Here is a 12,458-nt window from a genome sequence, read left to right on the forward strand (position 1 = left end):
GGGGTTAATCACTTCCGACCCTTTCAAAGACCAGATTCATCGCAACCGTCGTCGTGCGTTTGACGCCGGACAGGCCCAGCATCTCCACCATGCCACCCAGGCCCGTCGATTTGCCTAACTCATCCAGGTCCACCGTCGCGCGATCATTGCTGGTGACCAGCACCCGGTCGGCCGTCTGCTTTTCAACTCGCAAGCGGGTACTCACAGCCTTGGGAATTCCGGACAGAACGACCACCCCGGAAACAGGCATGGTCAGGCTTTCGCCGGGTTTGAGGGCATCAACTTTCTCACGGTCGACCATGGTCCGTAAAACCGCAGTCGGTTGCGCCAGGTTGAATGCGCCCCGGACAAGATCCGGGCTTCCAATGTCGATCAGGCTTTGCGCCGATTGGGCATCAACATGCACCTCCACGGCACCATTGGAGGCGACCTTACCCGACAAAAGGCGAACCTGCTCCACCTCCCCCGCCTGGCCGTTCAGGATCGACCCTACAGCGATGGTGGATTGCGGTACTTCAAGCCTCCACGGAACATCATCGGCCAAAGCCGGTGAAAGCATGAATGCCCAAAGGGAAAAGCCCAGGGCCGGAAAAATCCGTTTCATCAATTGGCACCACCAATGTCAAACTTCTCATCGCCACCATACAAATCGAGGAAGATGGTTGTTTTATGGCAGAGATTTTGCCGGACCCGCCGCTGCCACGGCAGCCGCCTTTACCGCAGACACGACCTCAGCAACCATATCGTCGTTGCCATTGACCTGCACGGCACGAGCCATGGTCAGCCCCCCGATCAGCCCGGTTAGCAACGCCCAGGCCCGTTGTCGGCGCACAACCGGATCATCGCCGTCCAGGCCATCGGCAACAAGGTCGACAATCCGGTCCATTTTACTCTGATATAGGGTCCTGACCTCATCGGATGCGCGCACCACATCGGGCGACATCGATGTCATCGCACAGACGCATTCCGGATTGCCGCGATGAGCCGCCCCCAGGTAATAGTCGGCAAAGGCCGAAACCCAGTCTGCACCGTGATCTCTCTGGAACAGCGGGATTCTTGAGATCGTCTGCTCCAACCCCTGCTCCAGTGCATTTAGAAAAGCCCCATCCTTGGACCCCAGATGGGCGTAGAAGGCCCCAGAGGTCACCCCTGCTCCGCGGGCAATCCCATCAACGCCAACCCCGTCAAACCCGTGATGGCGAAAATTACGCCCGGCCGCGTCGAGTATCGCGTCCCGGGTCATTTCCTTTTTACTTTTGGCCATAGCATCCTCAACCCAACAATATAACGACCGTTATATTTTCATTGACAGCAACATTCAAGTCATGTTCAAAAATATAACGATCGTTATTTTTTATTCAGGAGAGACGATATGAGAAAAGACAGCCAACCGTTATCGCCCCACGACCAGCACGCTACCAGCCGCAGGACGGCCCTGAAACTGGGCGCAGCCGGTGCAGCCTCGCTTCTATTAACCCGCTTTCCGGCATTTGCCGGTACTACCATTCAAACAGGAGAAGACCCCATGCAACCCGGCGCTTTCGTCTACACCGAACTGCAAATCACCGTGCCCTTTTCCAAAGTGCCCTGGAACGACATCAATACCGCCATCAAGGCACAACCGGGTTTTCTTAACAAAACCTGGTTCTCCGGCCTGGGCAACCAATCGGCAGGGGGCATTTATGCCTTTGATACAGTTGAAAACGCCCAGAAATTTGTCACCGATTATTTCCCACGCGAAGCCCGTAATTTCGGTGTCGCCCAGACGACGCGCGTCTTCGACGCAGCCGCTACCGCCGATGCCAGCCTGGATATGAACTCGGTCCATTACGGCCCGCAGGAGAATAATCCCCATCCCAAAGCATTCGTTTATACCGAAGTCCAGGTCAGCGTTCCCTTTGAGCAGGCACCCTGGCAGGACCGCAACCCTGTCCTGCGTCAACAGCCAGGCCTCTTGTCCAAAACCTGGCTGAGTGGCCTTCATACTCATACTGTGGGTGGTGTAGACGCCTTCGACAGCATTGCGAACGCCAGAGCCTTCGCCATTGATGATTTTCCCAAAACCGCCAAGGCAATGAATGCGGCCTATTACACCCGCATTTTCGATGCCAGTGTCACCGAGGACGCCAGCATCGCCATGAACTCCCCCTACTATCTTTAATCATCAAAGAAATGGCCGGGACAAGCCCGGCCATTTCCTCATTTTTTTGACAGGAAAATAACATCCCGATATGTCACCCCCTACAAATGGCGGTCAAGAATGGACTGATAGGTGCCGTCCGCCACCATGCCGTCAAAGGCGTTCTGTAGCCGCGAAACGGTTTCGTCAGGTGTCGCCAGGCTGAGTGCAAGATAGTAGGTATATTTGCCTGACAGCAAAACCAGCTTCTCAAATCTGTCGACGGGAATTTTCTGTTGCCGCAATGCGTAAGCGACCTCCAACGGCAGGAAGGAGGCAACATCGACACGCCCATGCAACAACATCTTGAGTTTGGACTCTACGGAACTGGTGACGTAAATGTCCTGGGGATCGACATATCCCCCTTCCAGCAGAAGCTGATGGTTCGCCGATTCCTGTATCACAACGATGGAATGGCCCCTCAAATCCTTCAGGCTGCGGATCGAAACCGCATCATTGCCCGCCAGCCGGTACAGCCATTGCTCCCGCCGGTATAGCGGCCCGACCCATTTAAACAAATGCTCCCTGTCTTCCGTCCTGGTCGTGGTCAACAGCAAGACAGGCTTGTCCCCCTGCGCCAATAGATAGGCACGCTTCCAGGGCAGCAGTTTGATCTTCCCGCCTTGAGGCTGAATATTCGCGCGGTCGAGGAGTTCGCGCACAACGTCGACGGTAAATCCCTCCGCCCTGCCGTTTACGACATAATTAAAGGGCGGTAACTCCTCCATCAGTACGTCCATATCGGACGCTCTGGCTTGGCACCAGATTGCCAAAGTCAGACAGAAAGGAACCAGAAGACACTTACAATAGTGTCCGACCTTTCCTTTCGCGGATTTGCCTATCAAATACCTGACTGGCATTTCGCCTTCACCACCAACCGATAGGACCGTTAGTTCATCGAAAATACGCTATGGATTGTTAACGCTTCATATAGATACGGGACACAGTCAAAATATTTTCCCGATGGTATCAAGTTTCCTCAATATCCCCAAAGTTCTATTCCAAACAGGAAATAGTCATCGAACGATTTTACGGATATCACCACCCTATGACAGAAATCGCCCTTGAGACAAATGACAGCAATGATGAAAAGCTGGGACGGCTGCTCCTGCTGCTGACCCCTGCCTTCATGTGCGCCAACATGCTGATGGCGCGGGCCAGTGCGGACCTGTTCCCGCCAGTGGCCCTTGCCTTCTGGCGTTGGGCCATTGCCTTTCTGGTCTTGTCGCTGTTCATCGGACCCCGTCTTTGGCGCGCGCGTCGCCATATGCTGCGTGAGTGGAAAGACCTGGCTGTTCTGGGCGGGTTGGGCATGGGGATTTGCGGTGCCTTTGTCTACATCGGCGCGGATAGCACATCAGCCACCAATATCGGCCTGATCTATTCCGCCTCCCCCCTGATAATTATCCTGTTGTCACGGCTGTTTTACGGTGAACGCCTCTCGGGACGCCAGAACCTTGGTGTCTTTATGGGATTGCTTGGTGTATTGGCCATCATTGCGCGGGGCGATCCGATGAGCCTCCTGCGCCTGCAATTCACCACCGGCGATCTTTGGATCATCAGCGCCACCACCGGCTGGGCAGTCTATTCGGTTCTCATGCGCCATCGGCCAAGCGCCATGGACATGGGAACCCGCTTTGGCGCGATAATCCTGTTCGGTGTCCTGACGTTATCGCCCTTTATGCTGTGGGAGGGCATTGCCGTAGAGGCTCCGACCCTGACCTGGAAAACCGCCGGGACTGTCGCCTTCCTGGCCCTGATCGCAGGCCTTGCCGCCTATGGTTGCTATGCCAAACTGCAGCGCCTCATGGGGGCATCCAAGGCAAGCCTCGTGCTTTACATGGTGCCGATCTACAACACGGCGCTCGCCTATTTGTTGTTGGGTGAAACACTGCAGGACTATCACTGGATCGGCGCGGCGCTGGTGTTGCCGGGCCTGTGGCTGGCGACCCGCAAGCCAAAAGCAAGCTAGCGGCCGGTTAAATCACTTCTTAACCAATCCCGGCTATCATCCCTGTATCAGTATGGGGAAATAGGTATGAATTTTGTTCTGCGGCGGATTGTATGGCCTCTGGTCATTTCAATATTACCTTTTATTGCAATGGCCCGCGCCGATGATGCCGTACGCCTGACAAATGGCGAATGGCCGCCCTATTTTTCGGAAGAGATGAAAAACGGCGGACTTGGCTCTCAAATTGTCCGCGAAGCCTTCGAACTGGCGGGCAAGACCGTCGAATACGGCTATTACCCTTGGAAACGGGCCTATGTTCTGGCGGAGACCGGCCATTGGGATGGCTCGGTCCTGTGGGGGTGGTCCGAGGAACGGCAGAAGGCCTTCTATATCAGCGACCCGGTGTTCGAAGCCCGCGAGGTCTTTTTCTATCGTCGGGACGAGACATTCGACTGGGACAAGCTGGACGATCTGCACGATCTGAGGATTGCCGGTAACGTTGGATATTTCTACGGCCCCGATTTTCATGCCGCCGCAGATGCCGAGGTTTTCAAGCTGGATCTTGCGACCAGCGCCGTCACCAGCATCAAGAAGCTGCTCGCCGGTCGGGTGGATGCCTATATTGACGACGAAATTGTCGGGTTACATGTCCTGCACAGCCAATTCGGCCCCGACCAGGCTGCGAAAATCACTGTCCACCCCAAAGCCGTCTGGGTGACACCTCTCTATCTGCTGTTATCGCGCAAGAAAGAATCCAATGCGGAAACGATCAAGGCCTTTAACCTGGGCCTGAGACGCCTGCGCCAGTCCGGTCGCTATTATCAATTGCTGGCCCAGGCGACCAACCCCAACGGCAGCTAGTTTCCACGCCGCATCATCCACATGAAAAAGACACTTCCCAAGGCTGCGGTGATAATCCCGATCGGCAGTTCCTGGGGCGCCAGCGTCACCCGTGCGAGTACATCCACCCAAACCAGGAATATTCCGCCAATCAGGGCGCAGGCGGGCAGCAGGCGACGGTTGTCACCGCCAACGACCATCCGCACAATATGGGGAACCATCAGGCCGACAAAGCCGATTGCGCCCGTCAGCGCCACCAGCACACCCGCCATCAGGGCGCAGACCACGAATAGGGAAATGCGGAAACGGTTGACGTCCACGCCCAGCGATACCGCCGTCTCCTCCCCCATCAAAAGCGCATTCATCCGATGCCCCTGCAAATAAAGCCAGGCAATACCACCAAAGACCGCTGCCGCTGGAATCCAGAGTTGATCCCATCGCGCCAATCCCAACCCGCCCAGCATCCAGAAGACCACAGAATGGGCGGCCCGCTGGTCGCCCAGAAAGATCAGAAAATTGGTTCCTGCCATAAGGGCAAAGGACACCGCAACGCCCGCCAGCACAAGGCGCTCCGGCGCCAGTGTTCTTTGTCTTTGTGTCAGCCCCAAAAGCAGGGCAAGCGACAATAATGCCCCCAGGAATGCCGCAATCGGCAGGGAATAAATCCCGGCGAAATCCCCCAGATGAACAATAACCGCCACCGCCCCCAGGGCAGCACCGGACGACACGCCGAAAAGATAGGGGTCTGCCAGCGGGTTGCGGGTTGCGGCCTGAAGCGCGCTCCCCACAACGGACAATCCCGCCCCGACCAGAAAACCCAGGATTACGCGCGGGAAACGCAAATCCCAGATAATCCGGTCCCGGCCCTGGCTCCAGTTCATTTCAATCCAGTCCGGAAAGGCTTTATGCAGGGCCACCTTCCATGCCGTTTCCATCGGGATCGGGACCGGCCCCGCCGTCACCGCAAATCCGGCAGACAGCAACAACAGCCCGGCCAGAACTAACAGCAAAAGCCGGTAACTGCGCCGATACTGAAAGCGCCCCATAACGGAACCTGCGCCGGATGCCATCAGCCAGATGCACCTTTCAGCGCCGCAGCCAGTTTTTCCACAGCCTCGATATTTGCAGGCCCCGGCGTGATTTCCGCATATTTCAGCCGCAGATAGCGTTTGTTCTTCACCGCATCGGTAACCGACATGGCGGGATGTCCTTCCAGGAATGACCAAAGGTCCTGCCAATGGGTCTCGTTCTGGTAATCCACGAGAATGATGAACTCGGGGTTACGATCCGCAACCGTTTCCCAGTTCACCCGCCCCCAGCTTGTTTCCACATCATCCATCACATTTCTGCCGCCCGCCGCTTCGATCATCGCCGTGGGCATGGCGAATTTGCCGGCGGTAAATGGCTTTTCCTCTCCGGAATCATACAGAAAAACACGGGGTGCCAAGCCACCGACCCTGGCCGCCTTGACCGCGTCAATCCGCTCCCTCCAGCCATCGACCAGCGCCTGTGCCTGTTCCCCCCGGCCAAAGATTTTGCCGATATTCAGGACATCGGTATACATGGTGTCCATGCTCACGCGAGGGCGGTTTTTATCCAGATGGATGCAGCTTTCCGTCAGTTCATAGACCGGGATGCCAAAGGTTCCCAGGGTATCCGGCGTCACTGGCCCGCCGGGCTTCATGCCATAGTTCCAACCGGCGAAGAAGAAATCCGGATTTACGCTTAACAGGGCTTCCACGTTGGGGGTTTTCGGGGCCAGTTCCGGCAGTGTGCCCATGGCCGCCTTGAAACTTTCAGTCATCTTGTACCAGCCGGTAATCCCCGTCAGACCAGCCATATGATCCTGCAGGCCCAGGGCAAACATCATCTCTGACATATTCAGGTCGTGGGAAATGGCACGCGTGGGGGCCCGGTCGAATGTCACGGTGCGACCGCAGCTTTCCACCGACACAGGAAAGCCGCTTGCCAGGGCCGGGCCTGCGGCAAGGCACGATAAAAATCCTGCAGACAGCAGGGCATGAAGCTTTTTCATAGGGTCTGATCCTCTTTCGGAGACAGGATATGGTGATAGGTAATACGCGGGCGCGCATGTATCGGATGACTGTCCAGCATGACGTCTACGGCGAAGACATCCGACAGGTTTTCCCGCGTCAGAACATCCTGCGGTGAACCATCGGCCACAACAGCACCTTTCGACATCAGTAGAAGCCGGTCGAAATAGGCAGCGGCCAAGTTCAGGTCATGAATGGTGGAAATCAGGGTAACGCCCAACCGGCTGACCAGAGACAGCACATCCAACTGGTATCGGATATCCAGATGATTGGTAGGTTCGTCCAGGATCAGCAACCGCGGTTCCTGCACCAGGGCACGGGCCACCATAACACGCTGCTTCTCGCCTCCGGACAAGCTGGCGAACTGTCGCTTTTCCAGATGCATCAACCCCAGTTGATCCAGGGCGTTCCGGGCAATCTGAACGTCGGTATGCGTGTTGCGCTGAAAGCCTTTCTTATGAGGCACGCGCCCCATCTGCACCACCTGACGAACGGTGAAGGCAAAATCGGCCGGATATTCCTGCAGGACAGCCGCCACACTTCGGGCGATCGCCGCAGGCGGTTGCTTCCAGATATCCTTGCCGTCGATCAGGACACGGCCACCACCCGGTTTTTGAAACCTGTAGAGGCATTTCAACAGCGACGACTTGCCCGCGCCATTCGGGCCAATAATGCCGATCCGTTCCCCGGCGGAAATCTCCAGCGAGATGTTACGCAGGATTTCCACCTCACACTGCGGGGCAGTCAGGGTCAGCCCTTCGATTGCAACAGCCGCCGACTGGCCGGGTGTAGCGATGACATCGGCACGGTTATAGCTTTCCGGGCGCATCCGGGTCTCCCCAGAACGGGGCAAAACCCAGGCGCGTCAAAGGCCTGTTCTGTAAGGAAAAATTCTGGCTTGTGGTATCAGGCCGCATAATCCCTCCCCGGCGCACCCCGTCCGGACAATGGTTGAACACATGCGTCTGGCAGGTCTCCTGGCTTGCGGGTCAGCGGGCTGGACGGCGCCTTCCCGGTATTCCCGGTGGCATCTTGCCGTCCGCCCTCACCGCTTACAGTTGCGGGGGCAGCCATGGCCTTGGCCCTTCGAGAGAGCCGCACCATGTTCCCGTTTTCATCCCGATATGGGAACCAAACGCGACGCGCACGCTAGTGCAAAGCAGTTGCAACCGTCAACGGAAAACAAATGCGGGTAGCGTTTTTGTTTTAAAAAATCAGGGAAAGACCGGCCACAGCCATCACAACCCCGGCAATTCTGCCAATTACGTCCCCGGCAGGAAGAAGTTTTTCAACGAAGACATAGGCCGTAATCAGGCCAACCCAGATCAGGTTCATAACACCTGCCGTGAACAACAGGAGCATCAGCGCCCAGCAACAGCCAAGACATAATGCCCCGTGCTCCAGCCCCATGAGGAAAGCCCCCGCCCGGCCCGGACGCCAGTGAAACAGGAAAAGGGACATCGGTGACCGGCATTTACTCAGGCAGGCATCCTTGAAGGGCAACCACTGGTAAATTCCCGCTGCGACAAGCAAAACACCGCTGAAAACACCGCTCTTCGATACCAGCATGGGGGACAGCAACGTAGCCGATTGCAGCCCCGCCTGCATCAGCACCGCCAAGGCGCTGAACCCTGTCCAGACGGCGAGATAACCAGCCGTGAATAACCAGAATGCCAACCGATGACGGCCTTCGCCCACCCGCTTTTTCGCCATCGCGCGGTACAGCATGATGGCGGGGGCTGCACTGGGCAGCATCATCCCCACCATCATGACCGTCCACATCAGAAAGGCCACTGTCAGGCTTGCCGCGGACCAGGGCGAATTCATCGCCATGGGCGTGGCTTTCATGATCGCCATATCATCGGCCATACGCGCGGCATCAAACCCGAGGTAAGCCCAGGACAATGCCGCCACGCCCAACAATCCAGCCAAAGGGGCCAGTTCATGGGCGCGGGGCATGCGCATGAGGCGAGAACCCGCCATCTTTCATCCCTTTTTAATTGGCCCAGCTAAAGGTCGAGAAATGCCCATTGCGCGTCCCGGTGGCATCCGACCAATCAATGCCAAAGACATTGAATTTGGACTTTGTTGCCCGGGCTATCGCCAGGTCCGGTGACACCGGATGACTGGTATTGGTCAGCATGACCGGCTTTCCTTCGCGGGATACGCTGGGAATGCCCTCTGCGACATGGTCGACCAGGTCGCCCGCCTTGACGGTGGCCTTCATGTCATCCTGCTCATAACTGACCGAACAGCGTTCTACGCCGACAACCTCGCCGACCAGCGGCACCAATGCCTCCATCGGCCCACCGACCGCACCCGTGGCAATCTGGCTGATCGCGTCGGCCTGCGCATCACTGGCCCCGGAATCAATAATCAGGCCTGCCCTGATATTTCCCTGATCCATCGGTCCGGGTGATTCCAGTACAATCACAAAGGAGATACCGGCAAGATCGGTCCCATCCTTGCTGCCTTCATCGATATGCAGGGCGATTGCCGCCTTGCATACTCCTTCGCTTGGTTCAGCCGACAGGTTGGACGTGATGCAAGGACAGATAAACTCGCAACTGCAGGTTTCCATATACTGTCCCTTGATATTCCATTTGCTCATTATTCCCTCCTCACTCTATGTCCGGTATAGTGCCTGACAGTCGGGCAAACAGACATGGACAGTTGTTTGAAGGATTGCCGGTACTGTACCGGCCCCGCGACCGGCACGGTTTTGCCACCGGAAAGGAGGCCCGATGCCTCTGGTAACACTTCGCCGAAATACCGCTCGCCCCCTTGTCGACCAGATTGTCGAGGGCATCATTCGCGCAATAGACGGCCATGATGTCAGGCCGGGAGCCAAGCTGCCCTCTATTCGCAATTTCGCCAAAGACCATGGCGTTAGCCGGTTTACAGTAGTAGACGCCTATGACCGGTTGGTCGCACAAGGCTACCTGTCTTCACGTCGGGGGTCGGGTTTCTACGCAATCGACCCGCATCCGCATCATTCAATTCCGGATCAGGGCGTAAATTACCGCAACAATGAAGAGGTCGTCTGGCTGATCCGCCGATTGCTGGATTCCGGTCACGACCTGACCCTGGTCGGCGGCCCGTGGTTGCCCAGAAGCTGGTTGGATGAAGCCGCCCTTCGCAAGGGATTGCGTCATTTGGCCGGACAGGATGGTGATCATATTCTGGATTATGGGCACCCGGCGGGATTTGGGCCGTTGCGCGAACAGATCGCAGAAGTTCTGCTGCCCGAAATCGGGATAAAAGCCTCGCCGTCCCAAATTCTGCTGACCACCGGGGCAAGCCAGGCGCTGGACCTAGTCATCCGTCACCTTTTAAAGCCTGGCGATGCCGTCCTCGTGGACGATCCGGGATATTACAATCTGTTTGGAAACCTGCGTGCTAGTGGCATCCGGCTTATCAGTGTTCCGCGAGGTCTGAAAGGCCCGGATGTGGACGTTCTGGAAGCCAAGGCAGCGGAAACACACCCAAAACTCTATTTCACCCAGTCCGTTCTGCAAAACCCCACGGGGACCAGCATGTCGCCCGCCGTCACGCACCGCGTCCTGCAGGCGGCAGTCAACCATGACTTCCTCGTGGTTGAAGACGATATCTTCAGCGACCTGAGCCTGGAAAACATTCCCCGGCTTGCCACGCTGGACCAACTCTCCCGCGTGATCTATCTGCGCAGTTTTTCCAAGACCCTGTCCGGCAGCCTGCGTGTCGGTTTTATCGCCTCCAGCCCGCTTTTGATCCAAAGCCTGACCGAAACAAAGATGGTAACCAGCATCACCACATCATTGCTGGCGGAGAAACTGATCCATCAAATGCTGACCGACGGCCATTACCGCAAGCTTACCGCCCGACTGCGCACCAAAATCGGTGACGCCAACAGCCGCCTGCATGATGCCTTCGACAAAATCGGGATCACCACAATCGCGCCGGACAATCCATCCATGTTCCTCTGGGGCCGCTATCGCGATATCGAGGACTCGCTGCCGATCGCGGAACACGCCAGCCACGAGGGTCTCTTACTCGCCCCCGGCACCGTCTTCCGCCCCAGCCTGCAACCGTCGCCCTGGATGCGTTTCAATGTGGCCGTCTGCGACAATCCAGGGGTCTTGAAGAAGTTGAAGTTCCTCCCCGACACCCTACGACGGTGATCAACAAAAAGCCCACCGTCCAATAACGAACGGTGGGCTTTTTATCTGTTTCCGCCGGGGTTCAGCCGGGCTTGATCAGTCGATATCCTCGACTGCCTCCCCCTTACCGCCTTCGACCTTCTGTGCAAGAGCCGCTTCCAGATAGGCATCCAGGTCGCCGTCCAGCACGCCCTGGGCGTTGCCTTTTTCAACGCCGGTGCGCAGGTCCTTGACCATCTGATAGGGATGCAGGACGTAGGAGCGGATCTGGTGTCCCCAGCCAATTTCCGTCTTGGCCTCATATTCGCCCTGGGCTTCGGCCTCACGGATTTTCAACTCTCGCTCATACAGACGCGCCTGCAGCATTTTCATGGCCGTCGCACGGTTTTTATGCTGGGAACGGTCATTCTGACACTGAACCACAATACCGGTGGGTTCGTGGGTGATACGGACCGCACTGTCGGTCCGGTTGACGTGCTGACCACCCGCACCGGAGGCGCGGTAGGTATCCACCCGGATATCCTTATCCTGGATATCCACGTCGATATTGTCGTCCACTTCCGGATAGACCGTCACGGAGGAGAAACTGGTGTGGCGACGGGCCTGGCTGTCGAAGGGCGAAATGCGGACCAGACGATGCACACCATTTTCGGTCTTCAGCCAGCCATAGGCGTTGTGTCCGGAAATCTTGAGTGTGGTGGATTTGATCCCCGCCTCTTCCCCCGGGCTTTCTTCCAGAATCTCGGTTTTATAGCCACGGGAATCCGCCCAGCGCATATACATCCGCAACAGCATACTGGCCCAGTCCTGGGACTCCGTCCCGCCAGCGCCCGCGTGGACTTCCAGGAAGCAGTCATTGGCGTCGGCCTCACCGGACAGCAGGCTTTCAAGCTGCAGCTTGGCAGCTTTTTCCTGCAGACCTTCGATCGTGCTTTCCGCTTCCGCGATCATATCCTGATCGTCTTCCATCTCCGCCAGTTCGATCAACTCGATACTGTCGGCGAGGGTCTGCTGCATGTCTTTATAACCGCCGAGGGAGGAATCGAGGGCCGCCCTTTCGCGCATGATTTTCTGCGCCTCGGTCGAATCATTCCACAGGTCCGGGTCTTCCACCCGCGCGTTCAGCTCCAGCAGGCGCTTTTCCGAAACTTCCAGGTCAATATGCTTCGCCAGCAGTTCCAAAGACTGCTGGATATCATCAACCATGGACTGAACTTCCGCGCGCACGGGCCTGCCTCCTTACCTGTACCCGCGGCATCAGAAAGCATGGCGGGCGTCAAATCATTGTCATCTTT

General features: G+C 57.0%; 13 protein-coding genes and 1 riboswitch. Of the genes, 4 read left to right on the plus strand and 9 right to left on the minus strand.

From position 1 onward, the window contains the following. Nucleotides 1–4 precede the first annotated feature (4 nt). Nucleotides 5–604, minus strand: coding sequence for a hypothetical protein (locus IF205_RS15675; RefSeq protein WP_259780295.1), 600 nt, complete (start codon nucleotides 602–604; stop codon nucleotides 5–7). 63 nt (nucleotides 605–667) lie between these two features. Beyond that, nucleotides 668–1,264, minus strand: coding sequence for a TetR/AcrR family transcriptional regulator (locus IF205_RS15680; protein ID WP_259780296.1), 597 nt, complete (start codon nucleotides 1,262–1,264; stop codon nucleotides 668–670). Nucleotides 1,265–1,372: 108 nt separating this feature from the next. On the opposite strand from IF205_RS15680, the gene IF205_RS15685 reads away from it, so the two are divergent. Next, on the plus strand, nucleotides 1,373–2,161 hold the full coding sequence (locus IF205_RS15685; protein WP_259780297.1) for a YdhR family protein: 789 nt from the start codon (nucleotides 1,373–1,375) through the stop codon (nucleotides 2,159–2,161). An 80-nt stretch (nucleotides 2,162–2,241) separates the two neighbouring features. Here IF205_RS15685 and IF205_RS15690 read toward each other — a convergent pair whose 3' ends face one another. After that, nucleotides 2,242–2,919 carry a substrate-binding periplasmic protein gene (locus IF205_RS15690; RefSeq protein ID WP_259780298.1) on the minus strand — a complete coding sequence of 226 codons (678 nt, stop codon included), beginning with the start codon at nucleotides 2,917–2,919 and terminating at the stop codon, nucleotides 2,242–2,244. Nucleotides 2,920–3,227: 308 nt separating this feature from the next. Here IF205_RS15690 and IF205_RS15695 point away from each other — a divergent pair, with 308 nt between their 5' ends. Beyond that, nucleotides 3,228–4,151 carry a DMT family transporter gene (locus IF205_RS15695; protein WP_259780299.1) on the plus strand — a complete coding sequence of 308 codons (924 nt, stop codon included), beginning with the start codon at nucleotides 3,228–3,230 and terminating at the stop codon, nucleotides 4,149–4,151. A 66-nt stretch (nucleotides 4,152–4,217) separates the two neighbouring features. Continuing rightward, nucleotides 4,218–4,991, plus strand: coding sequence for a substrate-binding periplasmic protein (locus IF205_RS15700; protein ID WP_259780300.1), 774 nt, complete (start codon nucleotides 4,218–4,220; stop codon nucleotides 4,989–4,991). Here IF205_RS15700 and IF205_RS15705 read toward each other — a convergent pair. The 5 genes from IF205_RS15705 to IF205_RS15725 all read right to left on the minus strand — a co-directional run bounded on the left by IF205_RS15705 (nucleotide 4,988) and on the right by IF205_RS15725 (nucleotide 9,635). Continuing rightward, a complete protein-coding gene (locus IF205_RS15705; RefSeq protein WP_259780301.1) occupies nucleotides 4,988–6,040 on the minus strand; it encodes a FecCD family ABC transporter permease in 1,053 nt (350 codons plus the stop codon). The genes IF205_RS15700 and IF205_RS15705 overlap by 4 nt on opposite strands. Further along, complete coding sequence (locus tag IF205_RS15710) at nucleotides 6,040–7,005, minus strand: ABC transporter substrate-binding protein (RefSeq protein WP_259780302.1); 966 nt, start codon at nucleotides 7,003–7,005, stop codon at nucleotides 6,040–6,042. The genes IF205_RS15705 and IF205_RS15710 overlap by 1 nt, the downstream gene beginning before the upstream one ends. After that, entirely contained in the window at nucleotides 7,002–7,853 is an 852-nt protein-coding gene (locus IF205_RS15715; protein ID WP_259780303.1) for an ABC transporter ATP-binding protein, read from the minus strand. Before IF205_RS15715 ends, IF205_RS15710 begins: the two co-directional genes overlap by 4 nt. A 121-nt stretch (nucleotides 7,854–7,974) precedes the next feature. Beyond that, nucleotides 7,975–8,175: riboswitch (cobalamin riboswitch) on the minus strand. Nucleotides 8,176–8,230: 55 nt separating this feature from the next. Beyond that, entirely contained in the window at nucleotides 8,231–9,007 is a 777-nt protein-coding gene (locus IF205_RS15720) for a DUF2182 domain-containing protein (RefSeq protein WP_259780304.1), read from the minus strand. A gap of 13 nt (nucleotides 9,008–9,020) precedes the next feature. Further along, a complete protein-coding gene (locus IF205_RS15725; protein ID WP_259780305.1) occupies nucleotides 9,021–9,635 on the minus strand; it encodes a DUF1326 domain-containing protein in 615 nt (204 codons plus the stop codon). A gap of 133 nt (nucleotides 9,636–9,768) precedes the next feature. On the opposite strand from IF205_RS15725, the gene IF205_RS15730 reads away from it, so the two are divergent. Then, nucleotides 9,769–11,184, plus strand: a complete 1,416-nt coding sequence (locus tag IF205_RS15730) for an aminotransferase-like domain-containing protein (protein WP_259780306.1) — start codon at nucleotides 9,769–9,771, stop codon at nucleotides 11,182–11,184. 75 nt (nucleotides 11,185–11,259) lie between these two features. On the opposite strand, the gene prfB is transcribed toward IF205_RS15730, so the two are convergent. After that, nucleotides 11,260–12,390, minus strand: coding sequence for a peptide chain release factor 2 (prfB, locus tag IF205_RS15735; RefSeq protein WP_259780307.1), 1,131 nt, complete (start codon nucleotides 12,388–12,390; stop codon nucleotides 11,260–11,262). Nucleotides 12,391–12,458: the final 68 nt, after the last annotated feature.

The sequence above is a fragment of the Aestuariispira ectoiniformans genome, assembly GCF_025136295.1.
GTDB lineage: Bacteria > Pseudomonadota > Alphaproteobacteria > UBA8366 > Aestuariispiraceae > Aestuariispira_A > Aestuariispira_A ectoiniformans.

Bases quoted from the DNA above. Each gene is read 5' to 3' on its own strand.
- IF205_RS15680 (WP_259780296.1), bottom strand. From the start codon at position 1,264: ATGGCCAAAAGTAAAAAGGAAATGACCCGGGACGCGATACTCGACGCG.
- IF205_RS15705 (WP_259780301.1), bottom strand. From the start codon at position 6,040: ATGGCATCCGGCGCAGGTTCCGTTATGGGGCGCTTTCAGTATCGGCGC.
- IF205_RS15715 (WP_259780303.1), bottom strand. From the start codon at position 7,853: ATGCGCCCGGAAAGCTATAACCGTGCCGATGTCATCGCTACACCCGGC.
- IF205_RS15685 (WP_259780297.1), top strand. From the start codon at position 1,373: ATGAGAAAAGACAGCCAACCGTTATCGCCCCACGACCAGCACGCTACC.
- IF205_RS15725 (WP_259780305.1), bottom strand. From the start codon at position 9,635: ATGAGCAAATGGAATATCAAGGGACAGTATATGGAAACCTGCAGTTGC.
- IF205_RS15700 (WP_259780300.1), top strand. From the start codon at position 4,218: ATGAATTTTGTTCTGCGGCGGATTGTATGGCCTCTGGTCATTTCAATA.
- IF205_RS15730 (WP_259780306.1), top strand. From the start codon at position 9,769: ATGCCTCTGGTAACACTTCGCCGAAATACCGCTCGCCCCCTTGTCGAC.
- IF205_RS15710 (WP_259780302.1), bottom strand. From the start codon at position 7,005: ATGAAAAAGCTTCATGCCCTGCTGTCTGCAGGATTTTTATCGTGCCTT.
- IF205_RS15695 (WP_259780299.1), top strand. From the start codon at position 3,228: ATGACAGAAATCGCCCTTGAGACAAATGACAGCAATGATGAAAAGCTG.
- IF205_RS15690 (WP_259780298.1), bottom strand. From the start codon at position 2,919: ATGGACGTACTGATGGAGGAGTTACCGCCCTTTAATTATGTCGTAAAC.
- IF205_RS15720 (WP_259780304.1), bottom strand. From the start codon at position 9,007: ATGGCGGGTTCTCGCCTCATGCGCATGCCCCGCGCCCATGAACTGGCC.
- IF205_RS15675 (WP_259780295.1), bottom strand. From the start codon at position 604: ATGAAACGGATTTTTCCGGCCCTGGGCTTTTCCCTTTGGGCATTCATG.